This window comes from Pollutimonas nitritireducens, from assembly GCF_002849615.1.
Classification (GTDB): domain Bacteria; phylum Pseudomonadota; class Gammaproteobacteria; order Burkholderiales; family Burkholderiaceae_B; genus Pollutimonas; species Pollutimonas nitritireducens.
The window spans coordinates 66,234-80,516 of record NZ_PDNV01000001.1; the positions used below are offsets into that span (position 1 = coordinate 66,234).

At 59.0% G+C, this 14,283-nt stretch carries 13 protein-coding genes; 3 read left to right on the forward strand and 10 right to left on the reverse strand.

Annotation, left to right across the window (positions count from 1 at the left end):
- Positions 1-143 precede the first annotated feature (143 nt).
- The gene (locus CR155_RS00320) at positions 144-941 is read right to left on the reverse strand and encodes an enoyl-CoA hydratase-related protein (RefSeq protein WP_102068019.1); all 798 of its coding nucleotides are present in this window, start codon (positions 939-941) and stop codon (positions 144-146) included.
- 495 nt (positions 942-1,436) lie between these two features.
- Here CR155_RS00320 and infA point away from each other — a divergent pair, with 495 nt between their 5' ends.
- Together infA and pgi are read left to right on the forward strand one after the other, a co-directional pair.
- On the forward strand, positions 1,437-1,694 hold the full coding sequence (infA, locus tag CR155_RS00325) for a translation initiation factor IF-1 (protein ID WP_013744218.1): 258 nt from the start codon (positions 1,437-1,439) through the stop codon (positions 1,692-1,694).
- Between the two features lie 151 nt (positions 1,695-1,845).
- On the forward strand, positions 1,846-3,405 hold the full coding sequence (gene pgi / locus CR155_RS00330; RefSeq protein WP_102068020.1) for a glucose-6-phosphate isomerase: 1,560 nt from the start codon (positions 1,846-1,848) through the stop codon (positions 3,403-3,405).
- A 137-nt stretch (positions 3,406-3,542) separates the two neighbouring features.
- Here the strand turns inward: pgi and CR155_RS00335 are convergent, their stop codons facing one another.
- The 9 genes from CR155_RS00335 to CR155_RS00375 form a co-directional block, all read right to left on the reverse strand.
- A complete protein-coding gene (locus tag CR155_RS00335) occupies positions 3,543-4,775 on the reverse strand; it encodes a pyruvate dehydrogenase complex dihydrolipoamide acetyltransferase (protein ID WP_102068021.1) in 1,233 nt (410 codons plus the stop codon).
- A gap of 1 nt (position 4,776) precedes the next feature.
- Positions 4,777-5,265, reverse strand: coding sequence for a VOC family protein (locus CR155_RS00340; RefSeq protein WP_102068022.1), 489 nt, complete (start codon positions 5,263-5,265; stop codon positions 4,777-4,779).
- A gap of 9 nt (positions 5,266-5,274) precedes the next feature.
- Positions 5,275-7,476: an alpha-ketoacid dehydrogenase subunit alpha/beta gene (locus CR155_RS00345; RefSeq protein WP_102068023.1), complete on the reverse strand. Its 2,202-nt coding sequence runs from the start codon at positions 7,474-7,476 to the stop codon at positions 5,275-5,277.
- Between the two features lie 33 nt (positions 7,477-7,509).
- Positions 7,510-8,334: an SDR family NAD(P)-dependent oxidoreductase gene (locus tag CR155_RS00350; RefSeq protein ID WP_102068024.1), complete on the reverse strand. Its 825-nt coding sequence runs from the start codon at positions 8,332-8,334 to the stop codon at positions 7,510-7,512.
- Positions 8,331-9,056 (reverse strand): ABC transporter ATP-binding protein, encoded by a 726-nt coding sequence (locus CR155_RS00355; protein ID WP_102068025.1) that lies wholly within the window; start codon positions 9,054-9,056, stop codon positions 8,331-8,333. Before CR155_RS00355 ends, CR155_RS00350 begins: the two co-directional genes overlap by 4 nt.
- Positions 9,053-9,832 (reverse strand): ABC transporter ATP-binding protein, encoded by a 780-nt coding sequence (locus CR155_RS00360; protein ID WP_233213802.1) that lies wholly within the window; start codon positions 9,830-9,832, stop codon positions 9,053-9,055. The genes CR155_RS00355 and CR155_RS00360 overlap by 4 nt, the downstream gene beginning before the upstream one ends.
- Entirely contained in the window at positions 9,829-11,064 is a 1,236-nt protein-coding gene (locus tag CR155_RS00365) for a branched-chain amino acid ABC transporter permease (protein ID WP_102068026.1), read from the reverse strand. Before CR155_RS00365 ends, CR155_RS00360 begins: the two co-directional genes overlap by 4 nt.
- Positions 11,065-11,069: 5 nt before the next feature.
- On the reverse strand, positions 11,070-12,011 hold the full coding sequence (locus tag CR155_RS00370) for a branched-chain amino acid ABC transporter permease (protein ID WP_102068027.1): 942 nt from the start codon (positions 12,009-12,011) through the stop codon (positions 11,070-11,072).
- Positions 12,012-12,083: 72 nt separating this feature from the next.
- Positions 12,084-13,298 carry a branched-chain amino acid ABC transporter substrate-binding protein gene (locus CR155_RS00375; RefSeq protein WP_102068028.1) on the reverse strand — a complete coding sequence of 405 codons (1,215 nt, stop codon included), beginning with the start codon at positions 13,296-13,298 and terminating at the stop codon, positions 12,084-12,086.
- A 264-nt stretch (positions 13,299-13,562) separates the two neighbouring features.
- On the opposite strand from CR155_RS00375, the gene CR155_RS00380 reads away from it, so the two are divergent.
- Complete coding sequence (locus CR155_RS00380; protein WP_102068029.1) at positions 13,563-14,279, forward strand: FadR/GntR family transcriptional regulator; 717 nt, start codon at positions 13,563-13,565, stop codon at positions 14,277-14,279.
- Positions 14,280-14,283: the final 4 nt, after the last annotated feature.

Genomic DNA, 14,283 nt, shown 5'->3' on the forward strand with positions numbered 1-14,283 from the left:
GATCCGTCCGTCGATACTCTTTGGTCCATGCTCGTTGCAGTGTGCCTCGCTGCCGCCGGGTCGACAATTAATATTTGATAAAGTCGGTCTTCGGGCCCATGAATGTTCGGGCAAACACCTAGCCCTAATGCACGTTGCCCGCTTCAGCGGCCTGTAAATCGGGGCTTGCGCTTCTCGCCAAAAGCGACCATGCCTTCCAGGTAATCGTCCGTATAGCCCAGTTCCCGTTGCAACTGCGTCTCGTAGTCCATCTGCGCTTCCAGCGTGTTGGCATCCGAAGCGTAGATGGCCTGCTTGGTTGCTGCGTAAGCACGCGTCGGCCCGTTGGCAAGCGTTTCATGCAATGCCGCCAGCCGGGATTCGAGGTCGGCATCCGGGATACAGCGCCAGATGAGGCCCCATTCTTCGGCCTGGCGTGCGCTGACCGGTTCGGCGAACAGCGCGGCGCCCATCGAACGCTGGGTTCCGACCATGCGCGGCCAGAAGTGGGTGCCGCCCGCATCCGGCAGCAGCCCTATCTTGCTGAACGCCTGTATGAACTTGGCCGATTCGACGGCAAAGACAATATCGCAAGCCAGCGCGACGCTGGCGCCCGCACCGGCGGCCACGCCATTGACCATGCACACCACGGGCACCGGCAGTGCCCGCAAGCGGAGCACCAGGGGGCGGTAATTGTTTTCCAGGCCGAGTCCGAGGTCGCGCTTCTGCCCGGGGGGAAGAGGCTTGCGTTCCGACAAGTCCTGGCCGGCGCAAAAACCGCGCCCGGTCGCTGTAATGATCAGACCTCGCAGGTCGTCGCGCGACTCCATGAAAGACAATGCCGCCTTGATGTCTTCGTGCATGACCTGCGTGAAGCTGTTCAGGGTGTCCGGGCGATTCAAGGTGATGCGCCCGACGCCGTCCTGGTAGTCGAACTTGACGTGCTGGTATTCGTAAGCCATGTGTTCCCTTTTGCTAGTGTGGGGTAAATAAGCCCCTCGCAATCTACCAAGCCCAGGCGGCAATGACAATCTTGTTTTCTGGAAGCTGGCATTCCGGGCGGGAAAAGCGCAGCGCACTTGCGACAGTGTGCGTGCGACCGTTGCAAGAGACCAGTTGCACGCGCGAGTAATTTAACGTAAGCGCCAATTGGCATGCGCACCCGCGTGTGGTATCATTGTTTTGCTAACGCAGGTGCAGCAAGCAATAACAATACCCTATCCCACCGGGAACCCCGGCACCATGCGCCCAGACGGCGTCGCGTCGCACTATTCATCCTGTGGCTTCATCAAGGCCAGGGACGCCGCCTCAGGTTGCGGTTCACGCCACGCCTGACCAATTCAACTGCTTATACACCTGCACACCGATGCCGCGACATCGCATCATGCCCGCCATCGAATGACACGCAACGCGAGTTCGATACGCCGGCATCCTATTAATTTTTACAGGAATATTTTATGGCTAAAGAAGAACTGATCGAAATGGGTGGTCTGGTTACCGAAGTGTTGCCCGATTCCCGCTTCCGCGTAACGCTGGACAATGGCCACCCGGTCGTTGCCTACACAGGCGGGAAAATGCGCAAGCACCACATTCGCATTCTGGCAGGCGACAAAGTCTCGCTGGAAATGTCACCTTACGACTTGAGCAAAGGCCGGATCACTTTCCGCCACATTGCAGGTCGCGCCCCTGGCGGTCCAAGCCAGCGTCGCCGTTAATAAGAACTACATGCGCTGAAAATATCTCGCGGGTGCCCATAGACGGGCATGACAGCGGGACGATCAGCCGCCTCGAAATCCGCCTTGGGCGGGCGCCAATGGCTATACAATCGGTCAACGATCAAATGCCCAAGGAGTGCCCGTGACCAGTATGCTGCCCACCGCCGACGCCCTGTCGGATCTCCCAGAATGGTCGGCGTTCGAAAATGCCGCCCGAAATTCCCCGATTCAGATTGACAGCCTGCGCCTGATCCAGGCGGCGGGCATAAGCCTGGATGCCAGCGGACAAGGCAGTTCGCCCGAGCTGGATGCGGCTGCCCAGGCTTTGCTTGATGCCCGCAACTTCAACGACATGCGAACATGCCTGCTTGAAGGCGGCATTGCCAACGTCACTGAAGAACGCGCCGCATGGCACTCTGCGCTGCGCACCCCCGCTCCAATCGATGAAATCACGGCCCAACGCCAACGTCTCAACGAGTTCGTGCGTCTTGCCGATTCCGAGCGACGCTGGCGGAATATCGTGCATATCGGTATTGGCGGCAGCGACTGGGGCGTGCGGCTGGCCGTGTCGGCCTTTGGCTATGCGGGTACCTGGCGGCAGGTGCATTTCGTGGCCAATATCGATGGCCACGCCATTCAGGGCGGACTTGCCGGCCTGGATCCGCACGACACTCTCATCGTGATGGCCTCCAAATCGTTCACCACCGCCGAAACGCTGCAAAACGGCCAACGCGCGCTGGAATGGCTGCAGGCCTCGGGCGTGGAAAATCCCTACCAGCAGATCGTCGCCATTACCGCCAGGGCCGACGTGGCCCGCGAATGGGGTGTACCCGATGCGCACATTTTCAAGCTATGGGACTGGGTGGGCGGGCGCTTTTCCTTGTGGTCCGCCGTCAGCCTGACCACCGCCCTGGCCGTCAGTTCCGATGTGGTGGCGGGCATGCAGGCGGGCGCCGCGGCCATGGATGCCCATTTCGCTGAGACCCCGCTGGCCACCAATGCGCCCATCCAGATGGCGATTTCCGGTATCGTCAATCGCAGCATCCTGGGTTATGGCTCGCTTAATATTGCACCCTACGACTTCCGTCTGTCCAACCTGGTTCCGTATATCCAGCAACTGGAAATGGAATCCCTGGGCAAGTCCGTGAACCTGTCCGGCGATCCTGTGGGCGTACCCACCGGGCCGGCCGTGTGGGGCATGCCGGGCACCGACGCCCAGCATACATTTTTCCAGTGGCTGCACCAGGGCAGCGACGGCGCTCCCGTGGACTTCATCATCTGCCAGCACGCCGACCATGGCTGGCCCGAGCATCATCAAATCCTGCTTGCCAATTGTCTGGCGCAACGCGAGGCACTGCTGAAGGGAAAATCCCACGAGCAGGCCCTCAAGGAATCCCTGCAGTCGGGCATTCCGCAAGAAAAGGCCGACTGGCTGGCGCGGCACCGCGTGCACGCCGGTGGACGGCCATCCAACCTTATCGTGCTTCCACGCCTGTCACCCTATACCCTGGGCGCCCTGTTGGCGATGTACGAGCATAAAGTCTTCGTACAAGGCGTCATCTGGGGCATCAACCCCTTCGACCAATGGGGTGTGGAATACGGCAAGGTGCTGGCCAAGGGCATAGGCAGCGAGCTGGCGGGCAAGACGCCAGTCGATCCGGCCCACGATGCCTCCACGACCCACTGGATAGAAACGTTCAAGCAGGACTAGTGCGCCTGGGGTCCCGGTACGCTTACGGGACCAGCGCTACGATCGGGTTCGTCCACCGTCATAGCGGCCTGCGGAAAGCTTGTCTTTATGCAATCGCCGCGCCGCGCCACCGGACTTTCGAAGATTTCGTCTTGCATTCAAATCAGGGCAGACAAGGGGTTTTCGATAATGCGCTTGAACACCGCCAGCCACTTCGCCGCCAGCACGCCGTCAATGGCACGATGATCGACGGACAGCGTGACTGTCATTACCGACGCCACGATCAGCGTACCTTCCATAACGGCGGGACGCTGCTGGACCGCGCCAACGGCGAGTATGGCGGCCTGCGGAGGATTGATGATGGCATCAAACTCCTGCACACCGAACATGCCGAGATTGCTTACGGTAAAGCTGCCGCCCTGGTATTCGTGCGGGGCAAGCTCGCCCTTGCGTGCCCGTTCGGCAAGGCGCGCGATTTCGGCGGCGACCAGGGATAGGGGTTTGCCGTCCACTGCCTGTACGATGGGCGTGATGAGTCCCGCATCGGTGGATACTGCCACGGCAACATCCACGTCGCGGTAGCATCGGAGTCCGCCGTCAGTCCAGCTGACGTTCATCTGCGGCAGTTCACGAAGCGCCGCTCCCACCGCCTTGATAATGATGTCGTTCACCGTTATCTTGCGGCCCGCCTGAGCGTTGACCTGACTGCGCAAGGAAAGCAGGGAATCCACATGACAATCGGCGCGCAGATAGAAATGCGGAATAGTGGCTTTGCTTTCCGACAAGCGCCGTGCAATGGTTCGGCGCATGGCGGAATGAGGGATCTCGGTATAAGCCCGGTCGGCGGCCTGGACGGCCGGCGCAGGGCCGCCAACGGCCTGCTTCCCGGGGGCGCTGTTTGGGCTTGCACTTAGCACGTCGCGCTTTACGATGCGCCCCCCAGGCCCGCTGCCGCCCAGCGTTGACAGGTCGACGCCCCGTTCGAGAGCCATGCGGCGCGCCAGTGGACTTGCCAAGATACGCTGTGTTGCAACCCCGGGCTCCCCTTTTGACAGCAACGCGGCGGCGGCATCATCTTGCACCGATGCGTCGGCCTGCTGAGAGACCCCGTCTTCGGCGGCCAGCAAGGCCTCGACGTCCACCATTTCGCCGTCTTGCGCGTAAAGCACCGCGATGGGCACGCCCACACTGACTTCATTGCCGGCGGTAACCAGGATTTTGCCCAGCACCCCGCTATGCTCGGCCGTGAGTTCAATGACGGCCTTATCGGTTTCGATTTCAGCGAGGCAGTCTCCGGCAGCGACGGACTCGCCTTCTTTTCTGGACCAGGAAGCAATGACGGCGGATGTGGCATTTGCGGCGATTTCCGGCATGCGGATCAGTATTGCCATTTCAGTCTTCCTTTGTCTGCCTTAATTCGCTGCGATAGCTTGCGATGTTCTGGTACTGGACAAGTTCCAGCACATTTCCTTCCGGATCGCGGCAAAAGGCCAGATAGACGCCCGGGCGAACCTCGACGCGCTGATTACCCGTCATAAATTCAATACCTTCCTCGAGCAGGCGGGAGATTGCCGCGTCGATATCCACCACGATAAAAGTGAGGTAGACGGCGTTCGCTTTGTCCAGTACGTAGGGCGTTGGGGCGGCCGCCTTCAACGGCTTATTGGGCGCAAGCAGCTTCAGTCGTTCGCCAAAAGAAGTCTGCAGGCGGACGACGGTATAGCCTCCGGATGACAACGCCGATTCGACGGCCTTCTCGGCGGGCACGACGAACTCGCTGACAAAGGAAAAGCCCAACACGCCCTCGTAGAATCGACGCAGCCGCGCCAAGTCGCTGCATGCGATGCCCACTTCCAGGGGCGCGGTCATTTCAAACTTCATGGCGACTCCTCATGCGTCTTGAACGTTCGCGCCCTGATTGCGCATTACGTGTTTCAACCCTTCTATCACCTCTTCTGTCCGGGCACACGCCGCGCGCTCCAGTACCTTGGAAATGCTGGGCGACGCTTCGCCGCCCGTCACCCGTTGCACGGGCTGGTCCAGCCAGTCGAAAAAGTGTTGCTGAATTTCATCGACCAGCCAAGCACCGTACGATGTACCCCGCGCGCCCTGTTCAACGATCAGCACATTGTTGGTCTTTTGTATGCTCGCGCCGATGGTGTCCCAGTCGATGCTGGCCCGATCCAGCCATCGAAGATCAATCACTTCCGCATCGATACCGGTTTCTTCGACAGCATCGAGCGAATGCGCCACCATGGAAAGATACGTGAGCAAGGTCACGGCGTTGCCGCGCCGGCGCACCGCCGCCTTGCCGAATGGAATCTGGTAGTCAAAGTCGTCGACCGGAGCCAGGCCGCTGGAGGCATAGAGGTCCACGTGCTCGATGACGAGCACGGGGTCATTAAGTGCCAGGGCGGTATTCATCAGGCCTACATAGTCGAACGGCGTTGACGCCGCCACCACCCGCCAGCCCGGACTCGTCGCGAAAATGCCCGCAGGGTCCATGGAGTGCTGTGAGCCATAGCCCGTGCCCATCGCCACCTTGGTACGAAGCACCAGCGGCATATCGATGTCGCCGCCGAACATGTGGCGCGCCTTGCCTATCTGGTTGAACACCTGGTCGGCGGCCACCCACATGAAGTCGGGATACATGAATTCCACAACAGGTCTGAAGCGCCCATCCATCGCCATCCCGCCGCCCAGGCCAACGAAGGCATTCTCGCTGATCGGCGTCCCCAGCACCCGGTCGGCGAACTTGTCCTTGAGGCCGCGTGTCGCGCCATTGGTTCCCCCCTTCAGGCGGTGGACGTCCTCGCCCATGACGATTACGCGCGGATCGGTTTCCATACGGCGCTCCATGACGTCAGCCACCACATCGATGAACTTGCGGGTTTCCAGCTTGCCCTGAAAGTCGCGCTGCTCAGAGCTGCGGGCCCCGGCCAGTTCGCTCAGGTCGCCCCGCACCCCAATATCGCGGAATCCAGGCTCAGGCCATAGCTCGGGACGTATGCGTTTTGCATCAGCCTTGCCGATGGGATCCGCCTCGGTCAGGGCGGCGACGGCATCGGCCATCGACGCTTGCATGCGGGTCCGCAGATCGGCAATTTCCCGAGCGGTGATCAGACCGCGCTCCTGCATCCGGCGAGCAAGCAGATCGAGCGGATCCCGGTCGCGCCACATTTTCTCTTCTTCTTTGCTCCGATAGCCGAAAGCACTGCCTGGAAAACCGCCATTCTGGTGGAAAAAACGGTACACATCGGCTTCGATGATAGTGGGTCCGTTGCCAGCCCGCATGTGCGCCAAAGCCTGCTGCATGACCAGATGCACGGCCAGCGGATCCATGCCATCCACTTTCCAGCTCGGAATATTGAATGCCTGTCCGCGTGCCGACAAGCGCGGCTCCGCGGTCGCTTCGTGCACGTTGGTCGAGACGGCGTATCCATTATTTTCGATAAAGAAGCATAAAGGCAGCTTCCAGGCAGCTGCCAGATTCATGGTTTCAAGCACGGAACCAATATTGATCGCTCCATCCCCAAAATAGGTCACCACCACCGCATCGGAAGCTGCATGCCTGTGGGCCCATGCCGCGCCCGCCGCCAGCGGTACTCCGCCACCTACGATGGCATTGGTTCCCAGCACCCCTGCTTCCTCCCAGCGCAAATGCATGGAACCGCCCCTACCACGGCAGAAGCCCTGCGATAGGCCAAGAATCTCTGCAAGCGTACGTTGCAGCAGCGCGTCGACCTCGGGCGCCAAGTCTGCTTTGGGATCGATGCCGGAAGGTTGGACGTAGGCCAGCGCCTTACTGAGGAACTGATGATGACCGCGGTGCGAGCCGTTGACCTGGTCAGCCGCCGTCAACGATACGATGGAGCCCGCCGCGCCTCCCTCCTGCCCTATGCTGGAGTGCGCCGGGCCATGCACGAGTCCCTGCATGGCGAGCTCGACGACAGTCTCTTCAAACGCTCGTATCAAGTGCAAATGTGAAAGCAAGGTGCCAAGCAGGCTGGGATCCGCATTCTTCCAGTCTTCTTCCGTGGTCCGCAGTTCCACCCATCTGGAAGCAGGGGACAGCGTATTGATGTGTGGCATGAGTTCGACTCCGGATGAAATGTGTACGGATATTCAGATGTAGCTGTAGGCGGACCACCCGCCATCGGCCACGATGACATGTCCATTGATAAAGGACGCGTGTTCCGAGGCCAGAAACAAAGCCAGAGACGCAATCTCTTGCGGCTCGCCCAGCCGGCCCACCGGGGTACGCCTGATGAGCGCGTCCGCGTCCATGCGACCCGCGGCAACCAGTTCGTCGACCAGGTCTGTCTTGATGTAGCCCGGTGCAATGGCGTTGACCCGGATTCCCAATTTGCCCCACTCCACCGCCATGACCTTGGTCAACATGGCCACGGCGGCCTTGCTGGTGCAATAGGCGGCACGCTCGGGAGCCGCTACGACGCCATACATGGATGACGTGTTCAGGATAATGCCGCGCCTGCGTTCGACCATGCCGCGCGCCGCGGCCTGCGCACAATAAAAGACCCCATTCAAGTTGATGTCGATAGCCTTGCGCCAGTCGGCGCCGGACAATTCGAGCGTGGGCTGGTTCATGGAAATCCCCGCGTTGTTCAACAGGATATCGATGCGGCCGAACGCCGCCTCGGCTGCCGCCACCGCGGCCTGTACTGCACGTTCGTCATTGACGGGCGCAATATAGATTTCCAGAGCCATCTGCGGAAACGATGACAACAATTCGTCGCGGGCCAGCTCCAGGCGAGGACCGTTGATATCCAGCAACGCAAGGCGGGCCCCGTTGGCGGCGAATGCCCGCGCCATTGCCAGTCCAATGCCGCTGCCTGCGCCGGTGATGAACACGACTTCGTTTGCAAGATTCAAAAAGCACTTTCCTTGCGCAATATGGGCCAGTACATCGACAGACAGAGTATTCGTCATACGGCCAGCCAGTCCTTCAACATTTTTGGGTTACCGGTGAGTTCGTGGGGTGTGCCGGTGAAGACGATGTGCCCATGTCCCAGCAGGCAAACCTGGCTGGAGATCTTCAATGCGATCGTCAGCTTCTGTTCGACCAGAATCACCGCTACGCCACGGCGATGAATGTCCTGAATCGCTTCGCCGACGACGGTCACGATTTTGGGTGCAAGGCCTTCGGTGGGCTCATCGATCATGATGATCCTGGGATTACCCAATAAAGAGCGGCAGATGGTCAGCATCTGTTGTTCGCCTCCGGACAGGTTGCTGGCCTGGGTATTGCGGCGCTCCTTCAGGCGTGGAAAGTAGTCGAACATCTGCTCGACGGTCCACGTTGCGGCGCCGGATCGTATGTGCTGTGTCCCCATGGCGAGGTTCTCGTCCACCGTGAGATTTCCGAAAACCTCTCGCTCTTCGGGCACGTAGGCAATGCCGGCGCGGGAAATCGCATATGAAGGTTTGCCCGCCAGGTTGTGACCATCCAGCAGAACCTGGCCGCCCGTGGGTTGAACCAGGCCCATGATGGCCTTCACGGTCGTGGAGCGTCCGGAACCGTTACGCCCCAGCAAACTGACGATTTCACTGGCTCCGACGTCGAAGCTGACTCCCTGCAGAATATGGCTCTTGCCGTAATGCGCATGCAGGTCTCGCACGGACAAAAGCGGAGTCGTCTCTGGCGTGTTCATGCCTTAACCTCCGCACCGAGATACGCCTCTTGCACTTGCGCGTTGTTGCGGATCTCGTCCGGGGTGCCCGTGGCGACGATCTGCCCATAAACAAGTACGCTGATGCGATCGCTGATTGAAAAAACGACGTCCATATCGTGCTCGACGAGCATAAGCGAACGCTCTTTGGTCAGGTCGCGTATCAAGCCGATCGTATACTCGGTCTCTTCGCGCGACATTCCCGCCATGGGCTCATCCAGCAACAACACCTTGGGGTCCGATGCCAAGGTCATGCCGATTTCCAATGAGCGCTGCTCGGAATACGACATCTCGCCGGCCAAGTTATTGGAATGCTTCGCAAGCCGTATCTGCTCGAGCAGATGTTCGGTTTCGCGGGTGACTTCGCGCAATCGCGAAACTGGCCTCCAGAAGTTGTACTGCAGTCCAAAACGGCGCATGACGCCGAAGCGCAGGTTCTCGAACACGGTAAGGCCGGGAAAAATGTTGGTGATCTGGAATGATCGCGCCAGCCCCAGCCGATTGATTTCGCGCGCCTGCAGGCCGTGTATGGGGCGGTCTCCCAGGAAAATCTGTCCGGACGATGGCGCGAACTGGCCCGAGACGAGGTGGAACAAGGTGGATTTTCCGGCCCCGTTGGGGCCGATAACGGCGTGGCGCTCTCCCTGCCGCAGCTCCAGGCTGACGCCCCGGATGATATGCGCGTCCCCGAAGGATTTGTGGACATCCACCATGGTCAGCACCGGGCTGGTACCGGCTGCGGCCATCGAATTGGTCATGCTGCGCGCTCCTCGCACATGGAGTGCCATTTTCGGGTACCCAGAACCACGACCGTGACGCCAATGACGATCAGGGCAACCGGAAGCAGCCAGGTCGTCATGGCTCCGGGCAGCCATTGCCGGCCAAAAAGCATCACGGCGGGCCATGCCGCCCCGTCGGTCAACAAGGACTGATAGTCTTGGGCCAAGACGCGGGCCAGAAATTCCACCATGAAGACAAAGCCGCAAGTACCGATGGCACAACCCAGGATCCATACGATCAGTATCCGCAGGAGCGCGGTGGGCGAGTGTCTGTCCCGATTGCTGCCCCACCAGCTTGCAATACTGAACAGGCCGGACGGCAGGAACATCATGACCAGCACGAACACGACGCCCTGGTATAGCAGCCATGTGCGGGTCATGTCGGACACCGCATACCCGAAGAACGTCATGACGGCCGCGCCCAGCGCCGGCCCGAAGAAAGCGCCTATACCGCCGATATAGCTGTTGAGCACCACCTGGGCCGACAGGTTCATGTCGAAAATGACATAGTTGGCGGCTTCGTTGCTAAGGGCAAGCAGGCCGCCTGCCACACCGGAGAACGTCGCCGAAATCGTAAACACCATGAGGCGCAGGACGTGCACGTTGTATCCAAGAAAGCGCAGGCGGTGGGTGTTTTCGCGCAGGCCCTGGCACAGCCGCCCCAATGGCGTGCGGGTCAGGTAGTACAACAAGCCCAGGCAGAGCAATACCCATGCAAGCGTCAGGTAATATATGTCGATCGCGCCGGCAAATGAAATGCCCCAGGCTGGCATGCGCATGGCCGACACGCCGCCCTCGCCACCGAAGAAGTCCTTCAAATGGGGAGCCAAAGAATGCAGCAGTTCGGCCAAGGCAAGCGTTATCATCGAAAAGTAGACACCGCTGCGCTGGGTCGAAAACCAGCCGGCCACCAGGCCCAGCAGACAGCCCGCGAATGCGCCGACCGCCGGCAGCAAGGGTGCGGGAAACAGGCCTGTTCCGTCCAGCGCATTCATGGCATGGATGGTGGCGAATGTTCCGATGCCAAAATAAGCCGCATGGCCAAACGAAAGCATGCCGCCCTGGCCGGCAAGCACATTGAAGGCGCTGGCAAACAACGCCGCGATAAGCATCTGGATGGCCGCGTTCACCAACGATGTCGACAGTATGGCGGGCAATACCAATAAAAATCCGATCACAAGCACCAGCACCAGCATCCGCGTGGGTTTCATCGCCCTCACTCCCTGTTGCCCATCAAGCCGGTAGGCCTGAAGAGCAATACGATAAGCATCAGGACAAACGGGATCGTGGCAGCCAGGGAAGATACTTTCAATGCCATCAGGCCACCGACGCTTTCAGCCCATTCGCGCGCGCCCACCAGGGCGAAGGCATCCGCGAGGCTATAGTCGATGCCGACGGCAAACGATGAAATCAGTCCTATGATGAGCGAAGCCAGCATCGCTCCCTCCAGGGAGCCCAAGCCGCCCACCACCACGACCACGAATACGATGACACCGAGTTCGAGCGCCATGTTGGGATTGGTGGTGTAGAAAGCGCCTGCCACTGCGCCGGCGAGCCCCGCGAGTGCCGCGCCGACACCAAAAACACCCATGAAGACGATGGGAACGTTATGGCCCAGCGCTTCAACCATGCGCGGCCTGTAGATCGCGGCACGTACGACGATCCCGACGCGGGTTCTGGTCAGCAGCAGATAAATCAGCACGAACATCACGATCGAGGTGCCCGCGATCAGCAAGCGATAGAAGGGGTAATTCGCGCCGAATACAGGAAAGGCCGAGAAATTCAAGGCTTCGGGGACGCGGTAATCGACCGGGTAGTTACCATAGAACAGCTTAATGACCTCGGCAATGATGAAAGACAAACCGAAGGTCAGCAGCAGTTGATGTCCGTGTCCATATCGATGGACGCGACGCAGCATGTAGCGCTCGATCAAGGCGCCGAGCACTCCGACGATCAGGGGAGCAATAATAATGGCAGGCCAGAAGCCCACCACCTTCTGCAGGCTATAGGCCAGATAGGCGCCGACCATGTAGAACGAGGTATGGGCGAAGTTCAGTACCCCCATCATCCCGAAGATCAGGGTGAGCCCGGCCGACACCATGAACAGCAGCAAGCCATAGATGGTGCCGTTCAGCAGCGATACTGTGAAATACTCCATGACTGCCCCTTCCGGTCAAGACAACGTACTACGACAGCTCCGGTACTGTGGCGGCGCTGTCGTCCCATCCCGTCAGGCAGGGCGCTTCATTTTGCACGTCGCTTCGACCGGATTCACCGCTTCCTCGGCAGTGAAACGTTTGACAACCTCGAACCCCATATCAGTGCCGTCCGCTTTGTATTTGGCATCGCGGGAGACCTTGGATACGATGATGGGCAACATCACTTGATGGTCGGCGGCACGTATGCTGGTCGGACCCATGGGCGTGTTGATTTGGACTTTTTCGAGGTTCTGGGCGAGCGCTTCGATATTGATCTCGCCATTAGCCGGCTTGGTAGCCTTCAAGGCTTCGTTGAGCATTTGGACGCCAAATACGGTTTGCGGTTCGATGAAGGTAGGGTAATGGCCCGTCTTGGCTTTGTACTCCTCCCCGAAGCGTTCAGTATTGGAATCGGCGGATATGTTGTAGGCATGGGCAATGTAATGCCCCAGCGCGGTGTCGCCCGCGTTTGCCAGGTTGCCGACCTGGTCAAGAAAGACCGTACCAAATCGTACTTTCAGGCCAGCCGCCCGCGTCGCCTTCATGAGCAACAGCAAATCGTTGGACCAGTTGCCCGTCAAGACCGTCTCGGCCCCGCTGGCTTTTATCTTGCTGACGTAGGGCGAAAAGTCCTGGATTTTGTTGACGTCGTGCAAGGTGCTTTCGACGACCTTGTAGCCTCCTTGGTCCGCGAATGCCTGGATGGATTTCTGCATATCGGCGCCCCATGAATAATTTTGATTCATGGAATAGATCTTCGTACCCAGTTCATTGTTGGCCTTCATCGCATCCACCAAAGCCTTGACGCGAATCGGCGCATTGGTGGTGAAACGGAAATGATAGAAGTGGCATTTCTCGCCAGTCAGTTCCAGCGCCTCGCCCCCCATATTCATGAACAGGACTTCCTTACCGGGGTTGCGTATATTGTATTTGCGCACATCTTCGGTGATCTGGCCGGATACGGCAGACGAAGAGCCCTGGATGATGATGCGTGCGCCATCCGCAATGGCCGCCTTGACCTTGTCCGATGCGCCGGCGGGTCCGCCCTGGTTGTCGTACTCGGCGACCTGTATTGCTTCGCCATTCCATCCGCCCGCTTCATTGATCCGATCAAACTGATACTTTGCTGCTGCACGATACATCAGACCGGTTGAGGCCTGCGGCCCCGACAAGGTTTCAACCAATGCCACTTTAAGAGGGGCGGCGTTAACCGAATTCGCAGCAACGAATCCGCACGCCGATAGCATCAAGGCAAGTTTTGTCTTAGTCACTCCACCATCTCCTTTAGTTGTTTCGAAGAACTGCGAGATTCGTTCCCCTTCTATTTTTTTTACAACTTGTCTGATAACATTTAAAACTTATCAGACAGGTTGGCAGCAAATTCTACTTAGGCAAAAAAGTGGTGTCAATAAAGTAAAGCAGACATCGGTGTAAACCCCAGGCAAGGCAAAAAATGATTTCTTTTGAAAAGAAGACGGTTCAACTCCCAACATATTGACGCAATCAACAGCATGAACGCTCCAACCACTCTACCGCGCAATGAATCGCTGACTCACCTGGTCGCACAATGGCTGACCGAGGAAATAGCGCAAAAGCGCCTGCAGCCTGGCGATAAGCTGCCCAGCGAAAAACAACTTTGCGAACAGTTTTCGGTTAGCCGTTCCGTCGTGCGCGAAGCGGTTTCTCAACTGAAATCCGAAGGCCTGGTCAGCTCGCAGCAGGGCCGCGGGGTCTTCGTCAATGAACGAGGAAACCGCCAATCGTTCAGGTTGCAAACGCCTTCGCTGGGCGACACCCGGAACATCGCGCAGATCATAGAGCTGCTTGTCACCATCGAAGGCGGTGCCGCCCGGTATGCCGCCTTGCATCACACGCCTGATGACCTCAAGCGCATTAAGCGGGCGCTGATCGGCATGGAGTACGCCATTGCCGACGAGCGGCTCGGTGACGAGGAAGATTTCGCTTTTCACCAGGCCATTGTGGATGCCACCCACAATCCTCACTTCATCACCCTGAATGAATACCTGGAGCAATACGTCAGGCGGTTGATCCGGCAGGCGCGCAGCAATACCGCCACCTACCATCACAATCTGGTGAAAGCCGTACAGCAAGAGCATATGGCCATCGTCCAGGCTATAGAAGCCCGCGACCCTGCAGCCGCCTCATCGGCTGCGGAAAACCATTTACGCAACGCGGCCCAACGGCTGAATACCTACATCAAAGTCTGAATAT

Coding starts and splice junctions, on each gene's coding strand:
- CR155_RS00370 (WP_102068027.1), bottom strand. CDS start 12,011: ATGGAGTATTTCACAGTATCGCTGCTGAACGGCACCATCTATGGCTTG.
- CR155_RS00375 (WP_102068028.1), bottom strand. CDS start 13,298: ATGCTATCGGCGTGCGGATTCGTTGCTGCGAATTCGGTTAACGCCGCC.
- CR155_RS00350 (WP_102068024.1), bottom strand. CDS start 8,334: ATGACGAATACTCTGTCTGTCGATGTACTGGCCCATATTGCGCAAGGA.
- CR155_RS00345 (WP_102068023.1), bottom strand. CDS start 7,476: ATGCCACACATCAATACGCTGTCCCCTGCTTCCAGATGGGTGGAACTG.
- pgi (WP_102068020.1), top strand. CDS start 1,846: ATGCTGCCCACCGCCGACGCCCTGTCGGATCTCCCAGAATGGTCGGCG.
- CR155_RS00335 (WP_102068021.1), bottom strand. CDS start 4,775: ATGGCAATACTGATCCGCATGCCGGAAATCGCCGCAAATGCCACATCC.
- infA (WP_013744218.1), top strand. CDS start 1,437: ATGGCTAAAGAAGAACTGATCGAAATGGGTGGTCTGGTTACCGAAGTG.
- CR155_RS00340 (WP_102068022.1), bottom strand. CDS start 5,265: ATGAAGTTTGAAATGACCGCGCCCCTGGAAGTGGGCATCGCATGCAGC.
- CR155_RS00380 (WP_102068029.1), top strand. CDS start 13,563: ATGAACGCTCCAACCACTCTACCGCGCAATGAATCGCTGACTCACCTG.
- CR155_RS00365 (WP_102068026.1), bottom strand. CDS start 11,064: ATGAAACCCACGCGGATGCTGGTGCTGGTGCTTGTGATCGGATTTTTA.
- CR155_RS00360 (WP_233213802.1), bottom strand. CDS start 9,832: ATGACCAATTCGATGGCCGCAGCCGGTACCAGCCCGGTGCTGACCATG.
- CR155_RS00355 (WP_102068025.1), bottom strand. CDS start 9,056: ATGAACACGCCAGAGACGACTCCGCTTTTGTCCGTGCGAGACCTGCAT.
- CR155_RS00320 (WP_102068019.1), bottom strand. CDS start 941: ATGGCTTACGAATACCAGCACGTCAAGTTCGACTACCAGGACGGCGTC.